Raw genomic sequence first — 25,353 nt, forward strand, 5'->3', positions numbered from 1 at the left:
GACCCCGATTCAGAACAAGGTGCCCTGCACCGTGGGCTGTTCGACACGCGTTGGTGCTTCAACCACGTCTTCCGCACCCAACCGCCAGGCCAGGCCGCCCAACCGGCTGGCGTGGCGCTTCAGTGCGGCCTGCAGCACGTCGGCGCTGCTGGCCACATGCAGTACCTGGCGGGCGCGGGTCAGGCCGGTGTAGACCAGTTCGCGTGACAGCACGCGGCTGTCCTGGCGTGGCAGCTGCAGCCACACTTCATCGAACTCCGAGCCCTGTGCCTTGTGCACGGTCATCGCAAAGGCGCTTTCGTGCGCGGGCAGTGCGGCCGGGTGGAAGGCGCGTGGCTGCTCGACGGTGTCGCCGGGGAACCAGGCCACGATCGCGCCGCTGTCGTCGCGCAGGCAGATACCGATGTCGCCGTTGAACAGGCGGTGCCGGTAGCTGTTCTCGGTGACCAGCAGAAGGCGGCCCTGGAAGTAGCCAGGGGTGTTGCCTGCCAGCAGCTGTTCGATACGGCTGTTGAGCCCGCGCGCGCCCTGCGGGCCTTCGCGCAATGCGGTCAGCACGCGCAGGCGCCCGGCCTGCTGCAGGGCACTTACCGGATCAGCGGCCTCGGCCAGCGCGCGCCAGTGGCCGAGCAGATGCTCGCGTTGGCCACGCAATGGATCGGCTTCGCCTTCGTGGAAATGCACGCCCGCCAGAGACCCGCCGCGCAGCAGCTGCAATGCAGTGCGGCTGTCACCTTCACGCACGGCATGCGCCAGCGGTGCCAGGTCCAGCGCATCACTCTGCCGGTAGCCGCGTTGCAGCTGCACGCGACGGCCGGCGAAGGCGCGTGGTGCGGCCTGCGGCTGCAAGGTGGCCGGTGCCAGCAGGCCATGCAGCGCCAGCGCATCGTCGGCGCGGGTGCCGATGCCATCGCCGCTGGCGCGCAGGATCGCGCTGAGCACATCACCGGCTTCGACCGACGGCAACTGATCGGGGTCGCCGAGCAGGATCAGGCGGGTGCCGCTGGCAACTGCATCGACCAGCTTGGCCATCATCGGCAGATCGATCATCGAGGCTTCGTCGACCACCACCACGTCCACCGCCAGCGGATTGTCGGTGTGGTGGCGGAAGCGTGGTGAGTCGGGAATCACGCCGAGCAGTCGATGCAGGGTGGTGCCGCTGCTGGGCAGTGCCGCGCACAGCGTCGGATCCAGTCCCTGTTCCTGCAGGCGTTGCACGGCCATGCGCAGGCTCTCGGCCATCCGCTCGGCGGCGCGACCGGTGGGCGCGGCCAGCGCCACCTCGGGCAGCGGCTGGCCGGCGTGCCGGGCCTGCGCGGCCAGCAGCAGCAAGAGGCGTGCGATGGTGGTGGTCTTGCCTGTGCCGGGGCCGCCGGTGACCAGCGCCAGCGGATGGCGCAGCGTCACGCCGGCTGCGCGTGCCTGGTGATCTTCGCCGTGCGATGCGTGCGGGAACAGCTGCGCGAACAATGGCGCCAACGCTGCCATGTCCGGCGCCGGCAGCGGATGCCGGCCGATGCGCTGCAGACCGGTGGCCAACTGGCGCTCGTACTCGCGGTAGCGGCGCAGGTACAGCAGCCCGTTCTCCAGCACCAAGGGGGCATCCCCGGCGATGGCGTCAGCCTGCTCCGGTGTGGCCACCCATGGCGATGCCCGCAGCTGCGCCAGCCAGGCCTGCGCGGCGGGCCACTCGGGCACGCCTTCCAGCAACCGCTGCGGTTGTGCCGGATCGAACGCGGCGTGGCCCTGGGACACCGCCAGCGAAGCCAGCGCCGCCGCCAGTGCCACACTGTCGGGCGTGTCGTCGCGCAGCCGCTGCAGGCTGGTCGCCAATGCGTGGTCGAGGGTACGCAGCAGGCCCTTCTGATGAAGTTCCTTCAGCAGGCTCATGCGCTGGCTCCACGGGCACGCGCGGCGAGCTGGGCCTGGGCCTGCTCGCCGCCGGCGAACAGCGCGTCGAGTGCATCCACCAGCGCGAACGGGAAACGATCCACGTGCACGCCGTTGCCCTTGCCATCCAGGCCGCGGCAGAACAGGTAACGGATGCCGCCCATGTCGCGCTCGTAGTCGTAGGCGGCGCCCAAGCGGAAGCGCAGCCAGCGATGCAGGGCCACGGTGTAGATCAGCGCCTGCAGATCGTATTCGCTGTGGCGCATGGCAATGGCCAGCAGGTCCGGGCTGTAGCCGGGCAGGCGGTTGGACTTGTAGTCGAGCACGTACCACCGGCCATCACGCACGTAGGTCAGGTCGATCATGCCGGTCATCAGCCCCTCCAGGCGGCGGCGCTGGCCGAAGCCGCGGCGGCCACTGGAAACACCATGCGCATGCAGCACCTGCAGCAGCGCCGGCACGGTGGTCGCCTCGATGGCGAAATGGAAGTCGATTTCGGCGCGGCGCTCGCCTTCACCGAGGCTGTGCAGCGCACCGCCTTCGGGCAGCGGTACGGTCAGCGTGTGGCCCACCAGCGGCACCAGCACCGCCACGCCATCGTCCAGATCGACGTCGGCATAGCCCTCATCGTGCAGCGCCTTGCGCAGCACCTCGGCCTGGCCCTCGGGAGCTTCCCGGCCTGGTTGCCAGTCAGCCCATGCGGCGAAGTCGACGTTTTCCATTGCCTCGTGCAGCACGTTGCCGAAGCGGCTGCCCATGAAACGCGGGTCGAGCGGCGCGCTGTCCTCGGCCTCCGCGGCGGCTTCCGGCAGTGCCGGTTCCAGCGGCAGCTCCGGGCCGGTGGGTTCGTCGGCTGCCGGCGCCGGCAGCGCGGTGGCAGCGGCTTCGATGTCACTGCCCGCGCCGGCATCGGCGTGGGCCAGCTGGGTGAAGCTGTACACCCACCAGTCGTGCGGAACGCGCCGGGTCAGTGCACGCACCGCCGGAAGATCCCCTTCCACTTCGGCCGCCAGCTGCGGCAGCGCAGCCGGTACCTCACTGTCATCGATGCGCACATCGGCATGCGCGCGCAGCGCCTGCAGGTCACCCAGCAGCGGTGCCAGCCGCGTCCTGCCGAGCCCGGCCAGATCACCCACGGCGATCCACAGCGCGTGCTCGGCGCGGGTCAGGCCGACATACAGCAAGCGCGCATCCTCGGCGCGCTGCTCGCGCTCGCGCTGCGCAGTGGCCGCTTCCCAGGCCTCGTCCTTGCCCAGCTTCCAATGCAGCTGGCGCTGGCCGCCCACATGCACCGTGCAGTGCGAGGCGGTGTTGGGCGCACAGCCGTCGATGCCCACGAAGGGCAGGAACACCAGCGGGTACTCCAGGCCCTTGCTCTTGTGCAGGGTGATGATCTGCACGCGGCGCGCATCCGATTCCAGGCGCAGCAACTGCTGCTCGTCATCCTGGTCGGCGCTGGCCATCTGGCCCTGCAGCCAGTCCAGCAGGCCGTGCATGCCCAGCGCCTGCGCCGAGGCTTCCTGCAGCAGTTCGCCCAGCTGCAGGTAGTTGGTCAGGCGGCGCTCGCCATCGATCAGCGCCAGCAGGCGTTCGCCCTGTGCGGCGCAGACGTCGGCGATCACCGCGAACGGGCCGCCGCGCTGCCAGCGCTCGCGCCAATGCAGCAGCTGCGCCTGGAACCCGCGTTGCAGGTCGCCCTCGCGCTCCATCGCCGCGATCGCACTGGCGCGCTGGCCGAGCAGTACCGTGGCCAGCGCTGCGCGCAGGCGACCTTCGTCAGCCGGCTGCAGCAGCGCCAGCAGCAGTGCACGCAGATCACGCGCTTCGCTGGTGGCGAACAGGCTCTGCTTGCCCGCTGCCACGGCAGGAATGCCGACCGCGGCCAGCGTGCGCTGCACCAGCGTGGCCTCGCGATGCGAGCGCACCAGCACCGCGATGTCACCCGGCTGTACCGGGCGCCCACGCAGAACAGCACTGCCTGCACGTGCCGCGACCAGGATCTGGTGGATCGCCGCCACACAGGCCTGGGTCGCTGCTCCGCGCGAGGCATCGGCACTCATCGCCTTGTCACCGCCACTGCGCAGCACGCGCAGGGTGAGTGCCGGGGCGGCATGGCCATCGCGCTGGTAGTCCGCATCGCTGCGCACGCCACCGGGCCGCACCGGCTCGAACTGGATGCCACGCTCGAGGAAGGCGTCTTCGCCACCGTTGTCGTACAGCGCCTGCAGCGCGCGCAGCACGGCCGGTCGCGAGCGGAAGTTCTGGTCAAGCACCGGCGCCTGTTGCGCTACCCGCTTGGCCTTCAGGTAAGTGTGGATATCACCGCCGCGGAAACCGTAGATCGCCTGCTTGGGATCGCCGATCAGGAACAGCGCCGGTGCCAGGCCGAGCTCGCGCACCTCCGGTGAATCGCCGAACACGGTGTGGAAAATGCCCCACTGACGGTCGTCGGTATCCTGGAACTCATCGACCAGCGCGATGCGGTACTGCGCGCGCAGCTGCTTGATCAGTGCCAGCCGCTGCGGGCCTTCCAGGGCCAGTGCCACGCCATCGATCAGATCGTCGTAGGTCTGCACCCGGCGGGTGCGCTTCAGCGCCTGCAGGCGCTGTCTGGCTTCGTCGCGAAGCACGTGCAGGAAGTTCAACGCGGTGGCACGCAGCCAGGCATCGCGTTCGGCCAGAAGCGCGACATAGCGGGCCAACGGCGCCTGCAATGGCGACGATGGCGTGCGCTCGGCGAATTTCTTGTTGGTCTTGGCTGCCAGCGCCTCCGGCAGCAGTGCCGGCAGGCGCTCGCTGGTCAGCAGCTCGCGCGCGTCGGCGCGCTCGGCCCAGCCCAGCAGTTGCCGGCCCAGCGGGTGCAGCCAGCCCAGCTTGTAGGACACGCCGTTGATCCATTTGTTGTCGACCGCATCGCAGAGGTCGATGAAGAACTGCTCGCCATGCTCGCGCACGCTTGCGGACAGCTCTTCGGCAACACTCTGCAGGGCGGCCTGCGGATCGGGCAGCGCCACCGCCTGTGGCAACGGGTGCAGCGGCGGCGCGGCCAGCAGCGCGCGCAGATCGGCGGCCAGCGCGTCCGGGGTGGACCACAGCCAGGTCAGCGGTTCCAGCGTGGCCGGGTCATTGGCATGTACCCGCCACAGGTCGGCCGCGAGCGCTTCCAGCAACTCACGGTCGCTGGCCAGCAGCTCCGGTGGATCGAACGTGTGGCCGCTTTCCAGCGCGTGCTCGCGCAGCACGCGGGTGCAGAAGCCGTGGATGGTGAAGATGGACGCGAGGTCGATCTCATCGGCGGCGACCTGCAGGCGGCGCTTCAGTGCGGCGGCGCGCTCGGTACCTCCCTGCAGATGCCGCAGCAGCACCTCGCGGGTCAGCCGCACGTCCGGCGCTTCGCCTTCGACCGGTTCCAGATCGACCAGTCGCGCCGCCAGCGCCAGGCGCTCGCGGATGCGCTTGCGCAGTTCCTGGGTAGCCGCATCGGTGAAGGTCACCGCCAGGATCTGTCCGATGCGCAGGCCCTGTTCCACCACCAGGCGGGTAAACAGCGTAGCCAGGGTGAAGGTCTTGCCGGTACCGGCACTGGCTTCGATCAGGCGGATGCCATCCAGCGGCAGGACCAGATAGGGATCGACCGCCATGCACTGGGCTAGCTCATCGATGAAGGCGGGGCTCATGCGCTGCCCTCCTGGCGCGTTTCGGCGCCGAGGGTGCGGCCTTCGCGCACCGCGCTGAAGACCACCTGGCTGTTGCGCAGCAGGTCGGCATAGCTGGCATCGGAGGCGAACGGGTCGGCACCCCGCAGCAGCAGCTGCCAGGCGTCGCTGCTGGATTCACCCCAGCTGCGGTCGCTGCCATGCCACTGCTTCCAGCCCTCGCTGCGCTGTTTCTCTGCCGGCGCGTTGTACAGCACCCAGCCGGTATACGGGGCAAAGCGCAGCGGCTCACGCAGGCCGCGCTGGCGCAACTGCAGCAGCGCGCGCAGCGCCGCGCGTGCAGCAGGCGCGCTCAGTGCCGGCAGTACATGCGGGCCGGGACCGGCGTCGCCGCCATCGTGGAACTGCACAAGGGGCAGTGCGTCGCCGGCGGCGTTGGCCAGCAGCCAGTCCAGGCCCTGGCGGATCACTGCATTGCCATTGAGCGTGCCGGCGCGCAGCCGCACCAGGCCTTCGGGATGCCGATCGGCCACGCGGCCGTGCAGGCGCACGCCATCGATGTCCACTTCGTAGCGACGGCTTTCCAATGGTTTGCCCTGCATCCAGCCCAGCAGCGCACTGGCATACGGACGCGTCTTCAGCTGCTCCACCTCGAACTGGCGCTGGCCCAATGGACCGGACGGCAACAGGCCACGCGCGCGCAGCCGCGGGTACAACGGCTCGGTATCACCGCTGAGCGTGGCGCGCACCACCGCCGCCTGCACGCTGCGCTTTTCCGGGCCGCGCGATGACAGCACCAGCGGTTCCAGGTCATCAACTTCCCCGGCATCGTCGGTCAGGCGCAGACCCAGCGACTGTGCGAGGAACTGCCCGGCCGGGTCGCACAGGAAGCGGCGCAGGGTGTCGAGCGCGAGCTCGTCTTCCACGGCATCGTCGGGCGGCGGCGGCAGCGGGGCATCGAACCACGGCTGCAGGCCACCACGCTGGCCGGTGAGGCGGCCGGCAGCGGGATGCCATTGCCGCCGATAGCTGAAGCGGCGTGGATCACCCTCTCCGAACGCCGCCGGTGAGAACGGCTGCAGTGCATGGCGCACGGTAAAGTCGCGGACCGCCGCAGGCGGATCGAGGTGATACGCGGCGGCGGCATCGATCAGTTCACTGACCAGCACCGACGGCTCACGCACGCTGCCATCGCGTGGATCGGCGCCGAGGTAGCTGAGGTAGAACACCTCCTGCGCGGCGGCGAACAGCTGCAGGAACAGGAAGCGGTCGTCTTCGCGGGTGGAGCGATCGCCCGGGCGGCGGCGTGGCGTGTCCAGCTCGGCGGTGAGCTGGTTGAGACCGGCAGCTGGGTCGCGACGCGGGAAATCGCCATCGTTGAGACCGAGCACGCAGATCACCCGGAACGGCAGCAGGCGCATCGGCACCATGCGGCCGAAACTGATGCCACCGGTCAGCAGCGGCGCGCGCGTATCGGCCTCGCCCAGTACACCGGCGAAGTGCGAACGCACCACCTCAGGCGGCACGCCGTCTTCGAAACCGGCCTTGGCGGCATCGTCGGCGAACTGGTTCAGCAGCTTGCGCAGCCGCTCCAGGGCGCGCTGGCTGTTGGGTGAACTGGGCGCAGTCGGCAGCAGCGCGTCCAGCAGCGACAGCAGCCGTTGCCGCCACTGCGCCGGGGTCAGCAGCTCGCCGAGGCGACGCTGGTAGACCGCCAGCACGCGCAGCAGCCGCAGCAGCCGGTCCAGTGCTTCCAGCGCGCCGCCTTCCAGTTCGATCCACGGCGCCACGCCGGCCAGGTCCGCCTCGCTGCCGGTGGCGTGACCGAGCACCAGGCGGTCCAATGCGAACTGCCAGGTGTAGGCGTCGTCGGCCGGCGCCTGGTGCTGGTTGCGGTGCTTCGCATCCAGGCCCCAGCGTGCGCCGGCCTGCTGCAGCCAGCCGTGCAGGCGATCGAAGTCCACCGCCTCCAGTCCGGCCGCTTCGGCCAGCGGCGCGCTGGCCAGCAGGTCCAGCACTTCGTTCAGGCCGAAACGCGAGACCGGCAGGCCCAGCAGGTGCACGAACACATCGGCCAGCGGCTCGCCCGCGAGCGGACTGCTGTCGGCCAGCGCGTAGGGAATGTGCTCGTCCTCCCCCCCGCGGCCGCCGAACACCGCCTCCAGGTACGGCACATAGGGATCGATGTCCGGCGCCAGCACCGCAATCTCGCGCGCCTGCAGCGGCGGGTCGAAGCGCGGGTCCTGCAGCAGGCTGCGCAGCTGGTCGTGCAGCACCTGAAGCTCGCGCAGCCGGGTGTGGCAGGCATGCACCTGCAGGCTGGGGTCGTCGCTGCGCAGCCCATCGCGCAGCTCGCCCGAGGGCAACGCGCGGCGATGGAAAAGATCGCGCTGCAGGCGATGCAGCAGGCTGTCGGACAGGCCGCCTTCGTCAAGGGTCGGCCGGGTGTCTTCTTCCGGATCCGAATACGCGGCAATCTCGCCGGCCGGGTGCACCACCTCGTAGCTGCCCAGCACCGCCATGAAGTCGCGGCCTGCCGCACCCCAGGCCTCCAGCAGGCGGTTCTCACCGGCCGCTTCACCGAAGGGATCGGGCGCGCCGCTGCGCAGGCGCTCGGCCAGCGTCTGCAGGTCACCCCAGTACGACTGCACCGGAGTGGGCATATAGAAGTGCAGCTCGCCCACCCGCGCCTGGGTGGCCATCACCCGCAGCACGTCGGGCGAGATGTTGAGCGTCGCGAACGCGGACATCCGCGGTGGCAGGCCCTGCGGCAGCGGCTGGCCGGCGCCCTCGAAGCGATCCAGGTACGCCTGGATGCGGCGCGCGCGGTAGTCGCGGCCATGGGCGATGGTGCGCCAGAGGATCGCCTGCGGGTCGGCCGGGTCGGCGCCGGCCTCCCAGCGCAGCAACCAGTCGCGGCGCCAGGCCTGGTACTTCTCGAACACCGACGCCAGCTCACCGGCCAGTGCCCACGGCTTCAGGGCGTCGCCGCCGGCAAGATAGGACTGCAGCGCGCGCATCGGTGGCTGCGCCAGCAGCGCCGGGTCGCGCAATGCCTGGTAGAGCTTCCAGTGCAGGCCCGCGGCGTCCAGGTCGTCGCGTTCGCCCGGCACATTGGCATTGAGTGCACGGGCAACGAATTCGCCCGGGGTCAGGAACTCGAGGTTGGCGGCCACGCCATATTCGGCAGCGAGTGTCGCTTGCAGCCAACGCCGCATCGCCACCTGCGGGATCAGCACCACCTCCGGCGCGAGCAACGGCTGGCCCGGAACCGGCACACGCACGTTGCGCGCCAGCAGCGCAGCCAGCACGTCCAGGGAGTTGGAATGGTAGAGGCGGAAATCGCTGCCCGGGTCACTCATCATGCACAGTGTGCAGCACGGCAGGCAGTATTCAATGGCCCGCCCATCGCCGGTACGGATTGTTCCGCGCTGCCGGCCGATTGTCCCGGCCTGGCAAGGGTCATGCCGTGCCACAATACTGGACCGTCCAGTCTGCTTATGTTCAGCCGATGGGCCCGATCCTTCGATGTCTAAAAAACGTTAATGGTGCCCATGTCGGCCTCCACCTCCAGTCTGGTGCAGTTATCCAACGTCCGCATCGACCGGAGCGGGCGCACGATCCTGCGTGACGTGTCGCTGCAGGTGCCCAAGGGCAGCATCACGGCCGTGCTGGGCCCGTCCGGCAGTGGCAAGTCGACCCTGCTGGCGGCACTGACCGGCGAACTGCGTCCGGTCGCCGGCGAGGTCACCCTGTTCGGCAGGCCGATTCCGCATGACAGCGGCGCGCTGCTGGAGATGCGCAAGAGCGTGGGTGTGCTGCTGCAGGGCAACGGCCTGCTGACCGATCTGACCGTCGCCGAAAACGTCGCGCTGCCACTGCGCACGCATACCCGCCTGCCGACCGCCGTGCTGCGCCGCCTGGTGGAAATGAAGCTGCATGCCGTGGGTCTGCTGGCCGCTGCCGATGCCTGGCCGCGCGAACTGTCAGGTGGCATGGCGCGCCGGGTCGCGCTGGCCCGCGCGCTGGCACTGGATCCGCCACTGATGATCTACGACGAGCCGCTGACCGGGTTGGACCCGATCGCCTCCGGCGTGATCATGAGCCTGATCCAGCGCCTCAACCACAGCCTGGGCCTGACCAGCATCATTGTCAGCCACCACGTGCACGAGACCCTGCCGATCTGCGACCAGGTGATCGCCATCGCCAATGGCGGCATCGTGTTCCAGGGCACGCCCGAGGCGCTGCAGTCCAGTCAGGACCCGCTGCTTCGGCAGTTCCTGCACGGCCAGCCCGATGGCCCCATTCCGTTCGATGCCGCGCCGCGCGCGAGGGTCGCCTGATGCCGTTCGTCCAAGCCACCCGCTCGCTGGGTCGCGCCGGCCTGTTCTCGCTGACCGTGCTGCGTGGTTCGCTGCCGACCCGTGATTTCCTGGCCGAGCTGACCCGCGAGATCTACAAGATCGGCGCACGCTCGCTGCCGATCATCGCCGTCGGTGGTGCCTTCGTCGGCCTGGTGCTGACCCTGCAGGGCTACCGCACGCTGACCACCTTCGGTGCGGCCGACGCGCTGTCGACCCTGCTCGGCCTGTCGCTGTACCGGGAACTGGCGCCGGTGCTGACCGCGCTGTTGTTCATCGGCCGCGCCGGCAGCTCGATCGCCGCCGAACTGGGCCTGATGCGCGCCACCGACCAGATCAAGGCACTGGAGCTGATGGCGATCGACCCGGTGGCCAAGGCCGTCGCGCCGCGCTTCTGGGCGGCGGTGCTGACCGTGCCGCTGCTGACCGGCATCTTCTGCTCGCTGGCGATCAGCGCCAGCTACTTCGAAGCGGTGCATGTGCTGGGCCTGGACAATGGCGTGTTCTGGTCGGCACTGCGCAACAGCGTCGATTTCTGGGACGACTTCGGCGTGGCGATGCTGAAGTCGGCGATCTTCGGCGGCACCGCAGCGCTGGTCGCCGCCTATGTTGGTTTCCACGCCGAGCCGACCATCGAGGGCACCTCGGTGGCGACCACCCGTGCGGTGGTCAATGCCTCGCTGCTGGTGCTGATGTTCAACTTCGTGCTGTCGGCAATGTTGTTCACCTAACCCCTCCACCGGCGGTGCGCATGCGCGCGCGGCCACCACGACTCGATCAGGTAATCCACATGGCCATCCGCGGTCCCAGACTCGAATTCTCTGTCGGCGCATTCCTGCTGCTGGCCCTGGCCTCGCTGATGGTGCTGGCCGTGGCCTCGACCAACCAGCGCTGGAGCTGGGGCAGCCAGGGCTACGAGCTGAAGGCGCGCTTCTCCCAGGTCGGCCAGCTGCGCAGGCAGGCGCCGGTGAAGATCGGCGGCGTCACCGTCGGCCAGGTCGCCTCCATCGACCTGGATCCGGTGAAGTTCGAATCCATCGTGACCCTGCGCATGGACAGCAAGGTCAAGGACCTGCCGGCGGACACCTCGGCGGGCATCTTCACCAGTGGTTTGCTCGGCGAGAGCTATATCGGTCTGCAGCCGGGCGGTGACCCGGACGTGCTGAAGGCCGGTGACGAGATCGTCTTCACCCAGCCGGCGGTGGACCTGATCCAGCTGGTCGGCAAGTACATGTTCAGTGGCGGCGCCGGTGGCGGCGCTGCCCAGAAGCCCAACGATGGCGCGCAGGCGCCTGCAACGGAACCGCAACCATGAAAATGAAACTGATTCCCGCCCTGCTCGCCTCGGCGCTGCTGATGGCCACCCCGTTCCTCGCCCAGGCCCAGGCGGCCGCCCCCGCCGCTGCCGCAGCGCAGGGCCAGGCCGGCAAGGTGGTGATCGATGCCAGCACGCGCATTCTCACCACGCTGCAGCAGCGCCGCAGCGAGTTCAGCAGCAACCCGGCCAGCCTGCGCAGCTACATCGACAGCGAACTGAACCGCACCTTTGACCGCGACTATGCGGCACGCCTGGTGCTGGGCCCGCACGCCCGCGGCGCCTCCGACGCCGACATCAAGCTGTTCGCCGATGCGATGGCCGACAGCCTGATGCAGCGCTACGGTTCGACCCTGCTCAACATCCAGGGCAAACCGAGCTTCCGCCTGAAGGGTGAAAGCCCGCTGCCGGGCAACCGTGGCGTGCGCGTCAGCACCGAACTGGTGCGCGCCGGCAACGAACCGACCCCGGTCGAGTACTGGATGCGCAACGTGAACGGCCAGTGGAAGATCTTCGACGTCAACATCGAAGGCATTTCCTACGTGCAGACCTTCCGCAACCAGTTCGATACGCCCTTGCGCCAGAAGGGCATCAAGCAGGTGGCCAGCGAGCTGCACAGCGGCAGCCTGCAGGCCGGGCCGGCGGGCAATGGCAAGTAACGCACTGGCGCTGCTGGAAGGCGACACCCTGCGCCTGCGCGGGGTGCTCGACCGTGCCGCGGTGATTGCACTGTGGCCGCAACTGCAGGCCCTGCCAGCCCAGCTGGCGCGGCTGGAGCTGGGCGAGGTCGAGCGCGTGGACAGCGCCGGCCTGGCCCTGCTGGCCGAACTGGCCGCCCGGGCACGCAAGGCGGGCCATGCGCTGGCCATTTCCGGCGCGCCGGCCGGCTTCAACGAGCTGAGCGCAGCCTACCGGCTGTCGCCCGACCTGGACTTCAACGCTACTTCTGCTGCGAGCTGACATGAACGTCGTACGCACTTTCCCCCTGATCCTCCTGGCCACCGCCCTGACCGCCTGTGCCGGCAAGCCCGCGCGCAGCGACGCACCGGTCGCCAGCACCGTGGTCGCGCCCGGCCCTGCTGCCGAAGCGACGGCCGCAACGGCCGATACCGGGGTGGTCGGTACTGCTCCGGTCGCTCCCGTGGCCAACCCGGCAACGCCTGCCGCTGCGGTGCCGACAACTGCGCCGCAGGGCGCAGAGGCCAGCCCACCAAAGACCGCAGCATCCACCGCCGCCAGCGACGATGATTTCGACGCCCTGTATGGTGGCACCGGCAACACCGGCAATGCCGCGGCTTACGATCCGTGGGAACCGTTCAACCGCAAGGTCCACAAGTTCAACAATGCGGTCGACCGCGGTGTGGCCCGCCCGCTGGCCACCGCCTATACCCACGTGGTGCCACGTTTCGCGCGTACCGGCGTCAGCAACTTCTTCAGCAACCTGCGTGCGCCGGTGACCATCACCAACCAGCTGCTGCAGGGCCGCGGTGCCGATGCGTGGGACAGCCTCGGCCGCTTCCTGATGAACAGCACGCTGGGCATCGGTGGCCTGTTCGATCCGGCCAGCAAGGCGATGGTGCCGCGTCGCAATGAAGATTTCGGCCAGACCCTGGGAGCCTGGGGCTGGCGTCGTTCGCGCTACGTGGAACTGCCGTTCTTCGGCCCGCGTACCGTGCGCGATGTGTTCGGCCTGGCCGGTGACATCCCGTTGTCGCCGATCCGCCGCATCGAGGAAGACAAGGTCCGCATCGGCCTGCAGGGCCTGCAGCTGGTCGACACCCGCGCACAGCTGCTGGCGATCGATGATCTGCGCGACACCGCCGTGGACGAGTACTCGCTGGTGCGCGATGCGTGGATGCAGCGCCGCAACTACCAGATCGAGAACGACCTGCGCAGCAAGCGCGACCGCGGCCATGATGATGCCAATTCGCCGATCCCGGTCGATGCCATGCCGATGCCGAACTGGAGCAACTGATCGCTGCAGCCCGTGCATGAAAAAACCCCGCCTCGGCGGGGTTTTTCTTTTCCGGTAGGTGCCAACCTCGGTTGGCACGCTTTCCTCAGGCCGCCAGCGCGGCCTCGATGGCATCACGCAGGCGCACGTCATCGGCCGCCACGTCCGGGGCAAAGCGTGCAACCACCTTGCCATCACGGCCGACCAGGAACTTCTCGAAGTTCCACAGCACCGCCGGTGCCGGATGGATCGGGATCTCCTTGCTGGCCAGGCGCTCGCGCAGCGGGCCTTCGCCGATCGACTGCGGCTGCGCGGCGGTCAGCTGCCGGTACAGCGGGTGGGTGTCCTCGCCAGCCACGCTGATCTTGGAGAACATCGGGAAACTGACGTCGTAGGTAAGCTGGCAGAACTGCTGGATCTCGGCCTCGCTGCCCGGCTCCTGGCCGAGGAAGTTGTTGGCGGGGAAGCCCAGCACTTCCAGGCCCTGCGCGTGCTTTTCCGCATACAGCGCCTGCAGGCCTTCGTACTGCGGGGTCAGGCCGCACTTGGAGGCGACGTTGACCAGCAGCAGCACCTTGCCCTGGTAGTCGGCAAGCGAGGACGGCTGGCCGTCGATGGTGGTGAGGGGAATGTCCTGGATCGGGGTGCTCACGCGGGGCTCCGGCTACGGCGGGAATGGCCCACCAGCATAGCGCCGCGCGCGCTGTTGTAGAGCCGAGCATGGGCTCGGCTCTACAGGCATCCTCAATCCACGCAGATCGTACCCTGCGCCTTGCCGTCATCGATGCGCTGGCGGCAACCGAAGTTCTGGCTGGCATCACGCTGGCAGGTACCGGACGCCACATCACCGGCCATTGCCTCGCCTGCGGCCAGGCACTGGCCCGTGCAGTCGCTTTTGCGGCTGCAGGCCTTGCCGGCGTCGGCATAGGGAATCACGCATTGCTCGCGCTGCAGCCGGCCGAGCCGCAGCAGGGTGCCACCGGCGGCCTGGCAGTCGACGTCGCGTGCTTCGCGGTAGGCCTCGACGGCTTCGGGCGTGGGGGCGGCCGCATCAGCGATCGGCGGCGCGCTGCTGCATGCGGCCAGCAACGCAGCCAGGACAAGAACGGCACAGGAGCGCAAGCGCATGTCGATACCCGCCACGGACACAGGGCGCCCAGCATAGCCAGGCACAGGTGCACGGGACGTGTCAGCCCGCATTGGCATCCTCGTCGTCCTCCGATGCGCCCAGCTGCTGCATCGGGTCGGGCGTCAACTCCGGCGGCAGCGCGCGCTTGGCCTTGCTGCCCAGCTCCGCAAGCCGGCGGGCGCGGCTGATGGCCGACTGCGGCGAGTCGATCAGGCGATTGCGCGCATCGGCGTAGACCTTGGCGGCGTCGTCCAGCTTGCTGCCCACAGCGTTGAAGTCCTTCAGGAACCCGGTCAATGCGTCCAGCACCAGACCGCCGGCCTCACTGATCTTCAGCGCCTGCTTCTGCACCTTGTCGCGGGTCCACAGGCGCTCGGCGACGCGCAGCAGCGCCATCAGGGTGTTGGGCGAGGCGAACACCACGCGGTTGTCGAACGCGAATGCCTGCAGGCTGCCATCGGCGCCCAGAGCGGCCGACAAGGCACCCTCGATGGGAACAAAGGCAATGGTGATGTCCAGCGTCTCGCTGCCCAGTGCCTTGGGATAGTTCTTCTCGCCCAGGTCCTTCACGTGCTGGCGCAGCGCAACCGCGTGCCGGCGCAGCGCATCCTCTGACTGCTCCGGGGTGGCGGCATTCATCGCCTCCTGCCAGGCGATCAGGTTCACCTTGCTGTCGATCACCACGCTGCGTTCGTCGGGGAACCGCACCACTACGTCCGGTCGCAGGCGCGCACCTTCGTCATCCACGGCATGCTTCTGCCGCTGGTAGTGCACGCCCTCTTCCAGGCCCGATCCGCGCAGTACGTTGTCGAGCATCAGCTCGCCCCAGTCACCGCGGACCTTGGCATTGCCCTTCAGCGCATTGGTCAGCGCCGATGCCTGCGCGGCCATGTCCTGGTTGAGCGTCTTCAATTCACCCACCGCACCCAGCAGGCTGGCGCGCTGGCGCGCCTCCTCACCGTACAGGGTATCGACGCGGGTACGGAAATCACCCAGCTTGTCGGCGAACGGCTTGAGCAGCCCCTCGATATCCGCGCGCGACTGCACCGTCGCCTGTCGCACGTTCTTCTCGAACTGCTGTCCGCGTTCGTCGAACACCTTGCCCGCCAGTTCGGCGAAGGCACCGGACAGCTTTTCCTTGGCGGTATCGAGATAGCTGCGCAGTTCGGCGCTGGCCCGTTCGGAGTGCTGCAGATTGGCCACCGCGCGGGCATGTTCGCCGTGCAACTGCTGGTAGCGCTGGTGCGCCTGCTGCAGCTCGCTGCTGATATCGGCAAGGGCAGCGCGTGCCTGCGCCAAGGCCGCTTCGCGTTCGGCCAGTTGTGCTTCGCGACTGGCCGACAGCGCCGCTTCGCGCTCCACCCGGGCGGTCAGGGTGGTGACCGCCTGTGCGTGCTGCTGGCTGCGGGCCCGCTCGTTTTCCAGTTCCGCGCCCAGCGCGTCGAGGCGGCCGCGCAGCTGGCCGGCATCGACCAGCGCGAGGCGATGCTGTTCGCGTTCGCTGTCCAGCTGCCGCTGCAGATCATCGGACGCTGCGTTGCCAGGGGTGCGACGCCACAGCAGCAACAGCGCGACCAGCGTCGCCAGCAGCAGGACCACCGCGAGGATCATGAGGACTTCGATATTCATGCGATCAGTTTAGCCCCGCTGCGCTAGGCTGGGTCGGTCTACCCCGGAGGCCCCCATGCTCGCTCTGTACGGAAAGCCCACCTCCATCAACGTGCGCAAGGTGCTGTGGCTGTGCGCCGGCCTCGACCTGCCACTCCAACACGAGCCAGAACCACCGGCGGACCTGCTGGCCACGTTGAATCCCAACCGGCAGGTGCCGGTCCTGCGCGATGGCGACTTCGTGCTGTGGGAATCCAACAGCATCTGCCGCTACCTGGCCGTACGTGCTGGCCGTGATGACCTGCTGCCCGGTACGGCGCAGGGCCGCGCCCGGGTCGAGCAGTGGATGGACTGGCAGGCCAGCGACCTCAACAGCGCCTGGCGGCACGTGTTCATGGCGCGCGTGCGCCGGCATCCGGACTACCCGGACGATGCCCGCGCCGAGGCCAGCCTGGCGCAGTGGAACCACTTGATGGGCGTACTCGACACACAGTTGGCCGGTGGCCACTGCCACGTGACGGGCAACGCCTTCACTCTGGCCGACATCGTGCTCGGGCTGTCGGCCCAGCGCTGGCGCAGCACACCTGGCAACAAGCCCGTGCTGCCACACCTCTCGGCGTGGTTCGAACGGCTGCGCGAGCAGCCCGGTTTCGCCACCCACGTCGACAACGGCGTGGCCTGAGGCAGGGGTCAGATCCCTTTCCCTGGGGGGAAAGGGATCTGACCCCAAGGGCGCGCGGGAACCACCGGTGTTACCAGCCTTCCAGCACGATCTTGCCCTTGGCACGCTGGCTTTCCAGCAGCGCGTGGGCGCGCCGCAGGTTGGCCGCGTCGATGCGCCCGAAGTGCTCGCCCAGGGTGGTGTGCAGCACGCCCGTGTCGATCAGCTCGGCCACACGGTTCAACAGGTCATGCTGGCGCTGCATGTCCGCAGTGCGGTACAGCGGCCGGGTGAACATCGACTCCCAGTGCAGTGACAACGCCTTGCGCTTGAGCGCCATCACGTCCACCTGGCCAGGATCATCGATCAGCCCCAGTTGGCCCTGCGGTGCCAGCAGTTCCACGATCTGCGCGTAGTACTGGTCGGAGTGGGTCAGGCTGGCGACATGCTGCACCTCGCTGATGCCGAGCCGCGCCAGTCCCTCGGCCAGCGGCAGGCTGTGGTCGATCACGTGGTGTGCCCCCATTGCGTACGCCCAGTCCTGGGTATCCGGGCGCGAGGCGGTGCCGATCACGGTCAGCTTGGTCAGCTTCCGTGCCAGCTGCACCAGGATCGAACCGACACCACCGGCAGCACCGATCACCAGCAGGGTCTGGCCTTCGCCACCACCCTCCGGGATGCGCAGGCGGTCGAACAGCAGCTCCCAGGCGGTGATTGCAGTCAGTGGCAGCGCCGCGGCGGCGGCATCGTCGAGACTGGCCGGCTTGCGGCCTACGCTGCGCTCATCCACCAGCTGGTACTGCGCATTGCTGCCCGGGCGGTCGATGACGCCGGCGTAGTAGACCGCGTCGCCGGGCTGGAACAGAGTCACCTCGCTGCCCACCGCGTCGACGATGCCGACCGCATCCCAGCCCAGCACGCGCGGGCCATCGGTGGCCACGCCGCGGCGGACCTTGGTGTCGACCGGGTTCACCGCCACCGCGCGTACCGCCACGCGCAGGTCACGCGGGCCGGGCTGCGGCAGTTCCAGTTCAATGTCGATCAGGGCCTGGGCATCATCGATCGGCAGGCCGGCTTGGGTGTAGGCAATGGCGCGCATGGCAGCGGTCCAGTGGGGAAGGAGGCGACAGGTTGCGCCGCGCGCGGTCCCTCGGAAAGGCGCAGAATCGGGCAGCACTTTCACTCTGGCGATGAAGATGATCCGCTTCGACGATCTGCAGCTGTTCGTCCGTACTGCCGCACTGGGCAGCTTCTCGCAGGCGGCCCGCGAAGCCGACCTGCTGCCGGGGCAGGTTGCTGCGGCGGTGGCGCGGCTGGAACGCGAGCTGGACCTGCGACTGTTCGTGCGCACCACGCGCAGCCTGCGCCTGACCGGCGAGGGGGCGCTGTACCTGCCGTATGCGCAGGAGGTGCTGGCCACCCTGCGCGAGGGCCAGGCGCGCGTGCAGGGCGAAGACGCCGAACTGCACGGCACCCTGCAGCTGTCGGCGCCGTCGGACTTCGGTCGAAATCTGCTGCTGCCCTGGCTGAGCGCTTTTCGCGCCGCGCACCCCCGGCTGCGCCTGCACCTGCGCCTGTCCGACGAAGTGGCCGACGTGTTCCGCGACCCGGTCGACGTGGCCATCCGCATCGGCCACTTCGACGACGCCAACTACGTGGCCCTGCCCCTGCTGGAAGGCAATCGGCGCGTACTCGCGGCGTCGCCGGACTATCTGCAGCGGCGCGGCACGCCCACGCGCCTGGAAGATCTGCGCGAGCATGATTGCCTGGTCTACGAGCTCAGTGGCCGCGCCTATGATCGCTGGTCGTTCGTGGTCGACGGGCGCCGCAGCGTGATTCCGGTGCGCGGCCCGCTGGTCTGCGATGACGCCGATGTGGTGCGGCGCTGGGCGGTGGCCGGCGAAGGCATCACCTACAAATCCTGGCTGGACCTGCGCGAGGATGTGCTCGCAGGGCGCCTGCAGCTGCTGCTCGACGGCATCGGCAGCCACATACCGTTGCAGCTGGTCTGCCCGCACCGCAAGCAGTTCTCGCCGGCGGTGCGGCAGCTGCATGCGCAGCTGCGCCAGCACCTGCAACCTCTGCTGTCTGGCATGCCCGAAGATCCTGCCGGCCCCCTGTCGCCAGTCCCGGCGCTGGCCGAAAATGGCGGCCCCCCGTAAGAGAGAACACCGCCATGCCGTGGATGGGCATCCAGGACCTGTGGACGTTTCTGGTCGCCGTGCTGGTGTTTCTCGCCCTGCCCGGTCCCGGTACCTTCACCCTGCTGACCGCCACCGGCCGTGGCGGTGTGCGCGGCGGCTACACCGCACTGGCCGGCCTGCTGGTCGGCGACCAGATCCTGATGTGGCTGGCGCTGGCCGGCGTGGCCGCGTTGCTCAAGGCCAACCCGCTGGTGTTCCACGCCGTGCAGTACCTGGGTGCGGGCTACCTGGTGTGGGTCGGCATCGGCCTGCTGCGCACACCGAAGCACGAGGGCGGTGATGCCGGCCCGATCCGCATGCAGCCGGGCCGCTACTTCCAGCAGGCGATCCTGGTCAGCCTGCTCAACCCGAAGGCGATCCTGTTCTACATGGCCTTCCTGCCGTTGTTCATCGATCCCAAGGCACACCAGGGCATCGCCACCTTCGCGGCGCTGGCCGGCATCATCCTGGTGGTCAGCATCGCCTACTGCTCGATGCTGATCGGCGCGGGCAACCTGGCCCGTCGCCGGCTGATCCAGCACCCGCGGATCAGCGACGCGCTGCGCCGCGTGGCCGGCCTGTTCCTGGTGGGGTTTGGCATCCGGTTGGGGCTGAACGGATGAACGGGCGGCTGCCGCTGCTCGGCCTGGCCCTGCTGTTCGCCGGCACCGCCTCTGGCGCCACCGTGCAGGACCATCGCTGCCTGACCGGCGGTCGCAACGGCAGCATCCACCTGGAATGGCGCTGGCTGGAGGACGGACAGTCCGACGTGCGCTACGCCGGCCAGCGCAAGTGCCTGCCCCTGCGCCGGATCTCGATGCAAAGCACGGTGCTGGCCGAAGATCGCCCGTACCAGTTCGACAGCGTCTGGGAAGAGCGCATCGATGGCCGCCTCAACGGCCGCTACCTGTTGAGTACCCAGGGCGCGCTGGTGCTGGACCTGCGCTATGAGCGTGCCCGTGACGGGCGCAGGAGCTCTTTTCACGACGACGTCGAGGCCTGGCAGGAAGACGGCTGCCACTGGCCCGCCATGCCCTGACGTCGCCCGGCGCGGGGGTCCGGCCTGCTTTATGCCGATTCCGGCAGCCTGATCGCGGTGCAGCGCGCGGCGCGTCGGGTATGACCCGCGTCAGTGGTAATGCTGCGCTGCGTTCGGTCACACTCGGGAACTTGTCGTTCTTAGTCACCCCTTCCGAGGCCTGCATGTCCCTGTTCCGGCGCAAGTCCCTAGATTCCGTCACCGTCCACGAAGCCGGCAGGCGTCTGATCCCGACGCTCAGCTGGCCGCACCTGATCGCGCTGGGCATCGGTGCCATCGTCGGTACCGGCATCTACACGCTGATCGGCGTGGGTGCCAACCTGGCCGGCCCGGCCGTGCTGATCTCCTTCGCCATCGCCGGTGCGGTCTGCGCCTGTGCGGCGCTGTCCTACGCTGAGCTGTCGACGATGATGCCGGCCGCCGGCAGTGCCTACACCTACAGCTACAGCGCGCTGGGCGAGGTGTTTGCCTGGGTGGTGGGCTGGAGCCTGATCCTGGAGTACTCGCTGGTGGTGAGTACGGTGGCGGTGGGCTGGTCCGGCTACTTCGTCGGCTTCCTCGAATGGGTCCACACCCAGTTCGGCTGGAACGTACACCTGCCGGCCTGGCTGGCAGCCGGCCCGCATGTGGAAGGCGGCATGATCAACCTGCCGGCGATCATCATCACCTGGCTGGTGGCCGGCATGCTGATGGCCGGCACCAAGGAAAGCGCCACGCTCAATGCGATCCTGGTGGTGTTCAAGCTGATCGCGCTGGCGATCTTCGTCGCCGTGGCCCTGCCCGCCTTCGACAGCGCCAACCTGCAGCCGTTCATGCCGTACGGCTTTGCCAAGTCGATGGGCCCCGATGGCGTCGAGCACGGCGTGATGGCGGCGGCAGCCATCATCTTCTTCGCCTTCTACGGCTTCGATGCGATCTCCACCGCCGCCGAGGAGACCAAGAACCCGGGCCGCGACCTGTCGATCGGCATCATCGGTTCGATGATCGGCTGCACCATCGTCTACGTGCTGGTGGCGCTGGCGGCCGTCGGTGCGATGAGCTACGCGGTGTTCGGCCACAGCGCCGAGCCGCTGGCGCTGATCATGCGCCAGCTGGGCCATCCGACCGCGGCAATGGTGATCGGCGTGATCGCGATCATCGCCCTGCCGACGGTGCTGCTGGCCTTCCTGTACGGCCAGAGCCGCATCTTCTTTGTGATGAGCCGCGATGGCCTGCTGCCGCGTGGCCTGTCCAAGGTCAACGCACGCACCGGCACGCCGGTGGCGACCACGTTGTTCACTGCGGTGGTGGTGTCGGCGCTGGCTGGTGTGGCGCGCCTGGACGAGATCGCGGCGCTGGCCAATGCCGGTACCCTGGCCGCGTTCACTGCGGTGGGCATCTGTCTGGTGGTGCTGCGCCTGCGCGAGCCGAACCGCGAGCGCACCTTCCGCACGCCGGTGGCTTTCGTGGTCGGCCCGCTGGCCGCACTGGGCTGCATCTACCTGTTCATCAGCCTGCCGCACACCACTCAGCTGTACTTCCTGCTGTGGAACGTGGTCGGCCTGGTGTTGTACTTCCTGTACAGCCGCCGCCACGCACTGATCGCGAAGTAACCGGCTCGCCGGTAGTGTCGGCCGCTGGCCGGCGACCCGCATCCTCTTGATAGGGGCAATGCCGGCCAGCGGCCGGCACTACCGCAGGGCGTTTCAACCGCCCTGCTTTGCGGCGTAATCCTGCGCCTGGCGCATCACCCGCAGCAGGTTGCCGCCCCAGATGCCGGCAATCTGCTTCTCGGTATAGCCCTTGCGCAGCAGCCACGCGGTGATCTTCGGCAGCTGGCTGACATCGGGCAGGTCACTCAGTCCGCCACCACCATCCCAGTCCAGGCCGATGCCCACATGTTCCGGGCCGACCACCGTGAGGATGTGGTCGAAGTGGGCGAAGAAGTCGTCCAGGCTGGCGTGGCGCACCGGATGCTCATGGTCCAGCGCCTGTTCGGCCTTCAGCAGGGCAACGCCCTGTTCGATGCCCATGCCTTCCCAGCCGCCCAGCTGCTTGCTCAGCGCTTCCTCGGCCTGCTTGCGCTCGGGCGTCTTCGCCGTATCGATCAGGTAGCCGCCATAGGCGTTCACCTGGATCACGCCACCGGCCTTGGCCAGTTTGCGCAGGCGCGCATCGTCGAGATTGCGCGGATGGTCATAGACCGCCTTGGCCGAGCTGTGCGACAGCACGAACGGCACCGGCATCATCGCCAGCAGGTCGTCGAACACCGCGTCCGAGGCGTGCGACTGGTCGATCACGATGCCCAGCTTCACCGCCTCCCGTACCAGTTCCTTGCCGGCCGGGCTCAGGCCCTTCCACTCGGCCCCCTTGGGATCGGTGGCCGAATCGGCGAACTCATTGTTGGCGAAGTGCACCGTGCTGAGCAGGCGCAGGCCGGCGCGGTGGTAGAACGACAGCAGGCTGGGGTCAGCCACCAGCGGGCTGGCATTTTCCATGCTGATGTAGACCACGCGCTTGCCGGCAGCCTTGATCCGCGCTGCGTCATCGGCGGTCAGTGCCAGCGCGAAGCGCTCGGGATTGGCCGCCAGCATCTCACGGATTTCCATCAGTCGCTGCAGGCCGTGGTCACGCTCGGCCAGATGGGCGGTAGCGGTGCGGTCGCCCTGGTCGGTGTAGATCGCCCAGAAACCGCCGTCCAGCGCGCCTTCGACCATGCGCGGGTAGTCGACCTGCGAAAGGGCGTTGCGGTCGTGGCGTTGCTCGATGTCGAAACCGCTGCGACCAAAGTTGGCCGGCGTATCCAGGTGGCTGTCGAGCGTGACCAGGCGTTGCTGCAGGGATTTGGCGCGGGCCAGTTCCTGCGCACTGAACTCGATGGCATGGGCCGACAGCGGCGCGCTCAGCGCCAGGGCAAGCACAACGGACAGACGACGCAACGATGGCATGGGCTCTCACCGGCATTGGGAAGAGCCCGACCATAGCGCCGTGGCCGCGCATTGGGTAGCGCCGGGCCACGCCCGGCGGATCTTGAGGCTGTCAGGCAGATCAGCCGAGCATGGGCTCGGCTCTACAGCGTCCTGCGGTCAGTCCACCACGCGGCAGAACACGGCCTTGAGGTAACGCGATTCCTGCACGTGGGCCATGAACGGATGGTCCGGACCGGCGCCGGCCACCTTCAGGATCTGGATCGTGCGGCCGGAGAAATAGGCCGCGCGGCGCAGCATGTCGAGGAACTGGTCCTCGGCCACCAGGCCGGTGCAGGAGAACGTGGCGAACAGGCCGCCCGGCTTGACCACGCCCAGCGCCAGCTTGTTCATGTCCAGGTACTTCTTCAGCGCGGTGATGACCTGGTCGCGGTCGCGGGTCATCTTCGCCGGGTCCAGGATCACCACGTCGTACTGCTCGCCACGGTTGGCGGCGTCGCGCAGCCACGGGAAGATGTCGGACTGGATGAACTTCGGGCGCACGTTGTTCAGGCGCGAATTGCCCTTGGCGATCTGGATCACGTCCTCGTCGATGTCGATGCCGATCACTTCCGAAGCACCACGCGCCGCCGCGTACACGGCAAAACCGCCGGTGTTGCAGCACAGGTCGAGCACGCTCTTGCCTTCCACCTGCTGGCTCAGCCACTCACGGTTCTCGCGCTGGTCGGCGAAGAAACCGGTCTTGTGCGCACCGGCCGGGTCGGCGCGGAACTTGATGCCGTACTCGGTGATCACCGACGCTTCGGTGGTGGTGTTGCCGTGGAAGTCGAAGCTTTCCTGCTTCTGCACGTGCTCGTCGGCGAAGCTGTGGAAGCGGCAGCCGGGGAACTGCTCGCGCAGCGCATCGTAGATCCATTCGCGGTGGCGGAACATGCCGGCGGCGAAGAACTCGACCACCACCAGGTCGCCGTAGCGGTCCACCACCAGGCCGGACAGGCCGTCACCTTCGCTGTGCACGACACGCCAGGCGTCGGACACCGCGTCGAGCTTGAGCACCTCACGGCGCAGCGACACTGCCTGGGCGATCTTGCGCGAGAACCAGCCGGCATCCACCGGTACGTTCTGGTCGGTTTCAAGGATGCGCACGGCAATGCGCGAGTGCCCGTTGTAGAACCCGCGGCCAATGAACTCGCCATCGATGCCGACCACGTCGACGATGGAACCGGGCTTGGGCCGGACGGTCGGCTTCTCGACCAGTTTCTGGAAGATCCACGGGTGGCTGGAGCGCCACGCATTCTTGAGGCGGACAACGGGAAGGGGGGTATTCATCCACCCATTGTAAACCGGGCGCCGGGGTCAGATCCCCGCAGGGGCTCCGACCCCAGTGCAGGGGCATTTGACGGCGGCCCGGCCAGGCGGCAGAATCGGCCCCAGAAGGGGAGTAGCTCCCAGACGTTGTCGCCGTCATTTCGAGCCCGCAGGCTCCGGTGCAACGGCAGTTCCAGCCGACTGGAACTGCGAGCGAGACCTTCGCCGTACTGGCGAAGCTCTGTCCCTGGATCCCCTCCCGATCCTCCGTTGCAGATCCTCGCCGTCCGGCCTGGCATTCATCTTTCCAACGGACATTCCCAATGCAGACGATCGGTAACGTGTGGTTGTGGGGCGGCTTCGCAGCGGTGGTGGTCATCGCCCTGCTGGTCGACCTCGTGTTGATGCGCCATGGTGGACCGCACAAGGTCACCTTCAAGGAGGCCCTGTGGTGGTCCATCGGCTGGGTCGCGCTGGCCCTGTTGTTCAACGCCGGCCTCTGGTACTACCTGAATGAGACCGCCGGCCAGGTGGTGGCCAACAAGGTCGGCCTCGAATTCCTGACCGGCTACCTGGTCGAGAAGGCGCTGGCGGTCGACAACATCTTTGTGTTCCTGATGATCATGAGCTACTTCGCAGTACCGGAGGAGCAGCGCCAGAAGGTGCTGATCATCGGCATCCTGGGTGCGATCGTGCTGCGTACGATCATGATCTTCGCCGGCAGCGTGCTGATCAGCCAGTTCCATTGGCTGCTCTACGTGTTCGGTGCCTTCCTGCTGTTCACCGGCTGGAAGATGTGGTTCGCCGCCGGCCAGGAACCGGATCTGGAAACCAACCCCGCCCTGCGCTGGATGCGCAAGCACCTGCGCCTGCTGCCGGACTACGCCGGCAATGCGCTGAGCGTGAAGCGCGATGGCGTGCGCTGGTTCACCCCGCTGTTCGCGGTGCTGATCCTGATTGCGGTCACCGACGTGATCTTCGCCGTGGACAGCATCCCGGCGATCTTCGCGATCACCACCGACCCGTTCATCGTGCTCACCTCCAACGTGTTCGCGGTGCTGGGCCTGCGTGCGATGTTCTTCCTGCTGGCCGGCATGGCCGACCGCTTCCACCTGCTGCCGTACGGCCTGGCGCTGGTGTTGGCCTTCATCGGCATCAAGATGATGATCATCGACCTGTTCAAGATCCCGACCCCGGTGTCGCTGGGCGTGGTCGCGGTGATCATCGCCGCCACCGTGGTGCTGAGCCTGAAGTACCCGCCGAAGGAAGGCGAAGGCCAGGCCTGAGCCTGATCCATTGAACGGCGCGGCCGGTGGGATTGTCCCGCCGGCCGCCTCCACTCT

At 68.2% G+C, this 25,353-nt stretch carries 21 protein-coding genes; 12 read left to right on the forward strand and 9 right to left on the reverse strand.

Going from position 1 to position 25,353, the window contains the following annotated elements; translation table 11 throughout:
• Positions 1 to 9: 9 nt before the first annotated feature.
• Genes recD through recC form a run of 3 tightly spaced genes read right to left on the reverse strand, consistent with a single transcriptional unit; the run spans position 10 to position 8,911 of the window.
• A complete protein-coding gene (gene recD, locus ACSYHF_RS20400) occupies positions 10 to 1,890 on the reverse strand; it encodes an exodeoxyribonuclease V subunit alpha (RefSeq protein WP_447575973.1) in 1,881 nt (626 codons plus the stop codon).
• Positions 1,887 to 5,567, reverse strand: coding sequence for an exodeoxyribonuclease V subunit beta (recB, locus tag ACSYHF_RS20405; RefSeq protein ID WP_447575974.1), 3,681 nt, complete (start codon positions 5,565 to 5,567; stop codon positions 1,887 to 1,889). Before recB ends, recD begins: the two co-directional genes overlap by 4 nt.
• A complete protein-coding gene (gene recC, locus ACSYHF_RS20410) occupies positions 5,564 to 8,911 on the reverse strand; it encodes an exodeoxyribonuclease V subunit gamma (protein WP_447575975.1) in 3,348 nt (1,115 codons plus the stop codon). The genes recB and recC overlap by 4 nt, the downstream gene beginning before the upstream one ends.
• Positions 8,912 to 9,100: 189 nt before the next feature.
• Between recC and ACSYHF_RS20415 the strand changes: the two genes are divergently transcribed.
• From ACSYHF_RS20415 to ACSYHF_RS20440, 6 genes are read left to right on the forward strand one after another with little or no spacing between them, the layout of a single operon-like run.
• The gene (locus ACSYHF_RS20415; RefSeq protein WP_069138232.1) at positions 9,101 to 9,889 is read left to right on the forward strand and encodes an ABC transporter ATP-binding protein; all 789 of its coding nucleotides are present in this window, start codon (positions 9,101 to 9,103) and stop codon (positions 9,887 to 9,889) included.
• On the forward strand, positions 9,889 to 10,638 hold the full coding sequence (locus ACSYHF_RS20420; RefSeq protein WP_005414955.1) for an MlaE family lipid ABC transporter permease subunit: 750 nt from the start codon (positions 9,889 to 9,891) through the stop codon (positions 10,636 to 10,638). Before ACSYHF_RS20415 ends, ACSYHF_RS20420 begins: the two co-directional genes overlap by 1 nt.
• A gap of 59 nt (positions 10,639 to 10,697) precedes the next feature.
• A complete protein-coding gene (mlaD, locus tag ACSYHF_RS20425) occupies positions 10,698 to 11,222 on the forward strand; it encodes an outer membrane lipid asymmetry maintenance protein MlaD (RefSeq protein WP_425520275.1) in 525 nt (174 codons plus the stop codon).
• Positions 11,219 to 11,881, forward strand: a complete 663-nt coding sequence (locus tag ACSYHF_RS20430) for an MlaC/ttg2D family ABC transporter substrate-binding protein (protein WP_005421255.1) — start codon at positions 11,219 to 11,221, stop codon at positions 11,879 to 11,881. Before mlaD ends, ACSYHF_RS20430 begins: the two co-directional genes overlap by 4 nt.
• Positions 11,871 to 12,182 carry an STAS domain-containing protein gene (locus tag ACSYHF_RS20435; RefSeq protein WP_005421254.1) on the forward strand — a complete coding sequence of 104 codons (312 nt, stop codon included), beginning with the start codon at positions 11,871 to 11,873 and terminating at the stop codon, positions 12,180 to 12,182. The genes ACSYHF_RS20430 and ACSYHF_RS20435 overlap by 11 nt, the downstream gene beginning before the upstream one ends.
• 1 nt (position 12,183) lies before the next feature.
• Positions 12,184 to 13,197, forward strand: a complete 1,014-nt coding sequence (locus tag ACSYHF_RS20440; RefSeq protein ID WP_005421252.1) for an MlaA family lipoprotein — start codon at positions 12,184 to 12,186, stop codon at positions 13,195 to 13,197.
• A gap of 85 nt (positions 13,198 to 13,282) precedes the next feature.
• Here the strand turns inward: ACSYHF_RS20440 and ACSYHF_RS20445 are convergent, their stop codons facing one another.
• The 3 genes from ACSYHF_RS20445 to rmuC form a co-directional block, all read right to left on the reverse strand.
• Positions 13,283 to 13,828, reverse strand: coding sequence for a glutathione peroxidase (locus tag ACSYHF_RS20445; RefSeq protein WP_053496738.1), 546 nt, complete (start codon positions 13,826 to 13,828; stop codon positions 13,283 to 13,285).
• A 92-nt stretch (positions 13,829 to 13,920) separates the two neighbouring features.
• A complete protein-coding gene (locus ACSYHF_RS20450) occupies positions 13,921 to 14,304 on the reverse strand; it encodes a hypothetical protein (RefSeq protein WP_005421248.1) in 384 nt (127 codons plus the stop codon).
• A 61-nt stretch (positions 14,305 to 14,365) separates the two neighbouring features.
• On the reverse strand, positions 14,366 to 15,934 hold the full coding sequence (gene rmuC, locus ACSYHF_RS20455; protein WP_005421245.1) for a DNA recombination protein RmuC: 1,569 nt from the start codon (positions 15,932 to 15,934) through the stop codon (positions 14,366 to 14,368).
• Between the two features lie 55 nt (positions 15,935 to 15,989).
• Between rmuC and ACSYHF_RS20460 the strand changes: the two genes are divergently transcribed.
• Positions 15,990 to 16,595: a glutathione S-transferase family protein gene (locus ACSYHF_RS20460; RefSeq protein WP_005421243.1), complete on the forward strand. Its 606-nt coding sequence runs from the start codon at positions 15,990 to 15,992 to the stop codon at positions 16,593 to 16,595.
• 70 nt (positions 16,596 to 16,665) lie between these two features.
• On the opposite strand, the gene ACSYHF_RS20465 is transcribed toward ACSYHF_RS20460, so the two are convergent.
• Positions 16,666 to 17,673 carry a zinc-binding alcohol dehydrogenase family protein gene (locus ACSYHF_RS20465; RefSeq protein WP_005421241.1) on the reverse strand — a complete coding sequence of 336 codons (1,008 nt, stop codon included), beginning with the start codon at positions 17,671 to 17,673 and terminating at the stop codon, positions 16,666 to 16,668.
• 91 nt (positions 17,674 to 17,764) lie between these two features.
• Here ACSYHF_RS20465 and ACSYHF_RS20470 point away from each other — a divergent pair, with 91 nt between their 5' ends.
• The 4 genes from ACSYHF_RS20470 to ACSYHF_RS20485 all read left to right on the forward strand — a co-directional run bounded on the left by ACSYHF_RS20470 (position 17,765) and on the right by ACSYHF_RS20485 (position 21,388).
• Positions 17,765 to 18,736 (forward strand): LysR family transcriptional regulator, encoded by a 972-nt coding sequence (locus ACSYHF_RS20470; protein ID WP_447575976.1) that lies wholly within the window; start codon positions 17,765 to 17,767, stop codon positions 18,734 to 18,736.
• A 14-nt stretch (positions 18,737 to 18,750) separates the two neighbouring features.
• Entirely contained in the window at positions 18,751 to 19,380 is a 630-nt protein-coding gene (gene leuE, locus ACSYHF_RS20475; protein ID WP_005421238.1) for a leucine efflux protein LeuE, read from the forward strand.
• Positions 19,377 to 19,796, forward strand: a complete 420-nt coding sequence (locus ACSYHF_RS20480; protein WP_005421236.1) for a hypothetical protein — start codon at positions 19,377 to 19,379, stop codon at positions 19,794 to 19,796. The genes leuE and ACSYHF_RS20480 overlap by 4 nt, the downstream gene beginning before the upstream one ends.
• A 164-nt stretch (positions 19,797 to 19,960) precedes the next feature.
• Complete coding sequence (locus ACSYHF_RS20485) at positions 19,961 to 21,388, forward strand: amino acid permease (protein ID WP_005421234.1); 1,428 nt, start codon at positions 19,961 to 19,963, stop codon at positions 21,386 to 21,388.
• A 93-nt stretch (positions 21,389 to 21,481) separates the two neighbouring features.
• Here the strand turns inward: ACSYHF_RS20485 and ACSYHF_RS20490 are convergent, their stop codons facing one another.
• Complete coding sequence (locus ACSYHF_RS20490) at positions 21,482 to 22,723, reverse strand: dipeptidase (RefSeq protein WP_005421232.1); 1,242 nt, start codon at positions 22,721 to 22,723, stop codon at positions 21,482 to 21,484.
• Between the two features lie 138 nt (positions 22,724 to 22,861).
• A complete protein-coding gene (locus ACSYHF_RS20495) occupies positions 22,862 to 24,031 on the reverse strand; it encodes a class I SAM-dependent rRNA methyltransferase (RefSeq protein WP_005421231.1) in 1,170 nt (389 codons plus the stop codon).
• Between the two features lie 302 nt (positions 24,032 to 24,333).
• Here ACSYHF_RS20495 and ACSYHF_RS20500 point away from each other — a divergent pair, with 302 nt between their 5' ends.
• A complete protein-coding gene (locus tag ACSYHF_RS20500; RefSeq protein WP_005421228.1) occupies positions 24,334 to 25,296 on the forward strand; it encodes a TerC family protein in 963 nt (320 codons plus the stop codon).
• The last annotated feature ends 57 nt before the right edge of the window (positions 25,297 to 25,353 follow it).

The sequence above is a fragment of the Stenotrophomonas maltophilia group sp. P373 genome (assembly GCF_053295075.1).

What these genes read in the sequence shown, in the direction of transcription:
- recD (WP_447575973.1), bottom strand. Translation starts at nt 1,890, where the DNA reads ATGAGCCTGCTGAAGGAACTTCATCAGAAGGGCCTGCTGCGTACCCTC.
- recB (WP_447575974.1), bottom strand. Translation starts at nt 5,567, where the DNA reads ATGAGCCCCGCCTTCATCGATGAGCTAGCCCAGTGCATGGCGGTCGAT.
- recC (WP_447575975.1), bottom strand. Translation starts at nt 8,911, where the DNA reads ATGATGAGTGACCCGGGCAGCGATTTCCGCCTCTACCATTCCAACTCC.
- ACSYHF_RS20415 (WP_069138232.1), top strand. Translation starts at nt 9,101, where the DNA reads ATGTCGGCCTCCACCTCCAGTCTGGTGCAGTTATCCAACGTCCGCATC.
- ACSYHF_RS20420 (WP_005414955.1), top strand. Translation starts at nt 9,889, where the DNA reads ATGCCGTTCGTCCAAGCCACCCGCTCGCTGGGTCGCGCCGGCCTGTTC.
- mlaD (WP_425520275.1), top strand. Translation starts at nt 10,698, where the DNA reads ATGGCCATCCGCGGTCCCAGACTCGAATTCTCTGTCGGCGCATTCCTG.
- ACSYHF_RS20430 (WP_005421255.1), top strand. Translation starts at nt 11,219, where the DNA reads ATGAAAATGAAACTGATTCCCGCCCTGCTCGCCTCGGCGCTGCTGATG.
- ACSYHF_RS20435 (WP_005421254.1), top strand. Translation starts at nt 11,871, where the DNA reads ATGGCAAGTAACGCACTGGCGCTGCTGGAAGGCGACACCCTGCGCCTG.
- ACSYHF_RS20440 (WP_005421252.1), top strand. Translation starts at nt 12,184, where the DNA reads ATGAACGTCGTACGCACTTTCCCCCTGATCCTCCTGGCCACCGCCCTG.
- ACSYHF_RS20450 (WP_005421248.1), bottom strand. Translation starts at nt 14,304, where the DNA reads ATGCGCTTGCGCTCCTGTGCCGTTCTTGTCCTGGCTGCGTTGCTGGCC.
- rmuC (WP_005421245.1), bottom strand. Translation starts at nt 15,934, where the DNA reads ATGAATATCGAAGTCCTCATGATCCTCGCGGTGGTCCTGCTGCTGGCG.
- ACSYHF_RS20460 (WP_005421243.1), top strand. Translation starts at nt 15,990, where the DNA reads ATGCTCGCTCTGTACGGAAAGCCCACCTCCATCAACGTGCGCAAGGTG.
- ACSYHF_RS20465 (WP_005421241.1), bottom strand. Translation starts at nt 17,673, where the DNA reads ATGCGCGCCATTGCCTACACCCAAGCCGGCCTGCCGATCGATGATGCC.
- ACSYHF_RS20470 (WP_447575976.1), top strand. Translation starts at nt 17,765, where the DNA reads ATGAAGATGATCCGCTTCGACGATCTGCAGCTGTTCGTCCGTACTGCC.
- leuE (WP_005421238.1), top strand. Translation starts at nt 18,751, where the DNA reads ATGCCGTGGATGGGCATCCAGGACCTGTGGACGTTTCTGGTCGCCGTG.
- ACSYHF_RS20480 (WP_005421236.1), top strand. Translation starts at nt 19,377, where the DNA reads ATGAACGGGCGGCTGCCGCTGCTCGGCCTGGCCCTGCTGTTCGCCGGC.
- ACSYHF_RS20485 (WP_005421234.1), top strand. Translation starts at nt 19,961, where the DNA reads ATGTCCCTGTTCCGGCGCAAGTCCCTAGATTCCGTCACCGTCCACGAA.
- ACSYHF_RS20490 (WP_005421232.1), bottom strand. Translation starts at nt 22,723, where the DNA reads ATGCCATCGTTGCGTCGTCTGTCCGTTGTGCTTGCCCTGGCGCTGAGC.
- ACSYHF_RS20495 (WP_005421231.1), bottom strand. Translation starts at nt 24,031, where the DNA reads ATGAATACCCCCCTTCCCGTTGTCCGCCTCAAGAATGCGTGGCGCTCC.
- ACSYHF_RS20500 (WP_005421228.1), top strand. Translation starts at nt 24,334, where the DNA reads ATGCAGACGATCGGTAACGTGTGGTTGTGGGGCGGCTTCGCAGCGGTG.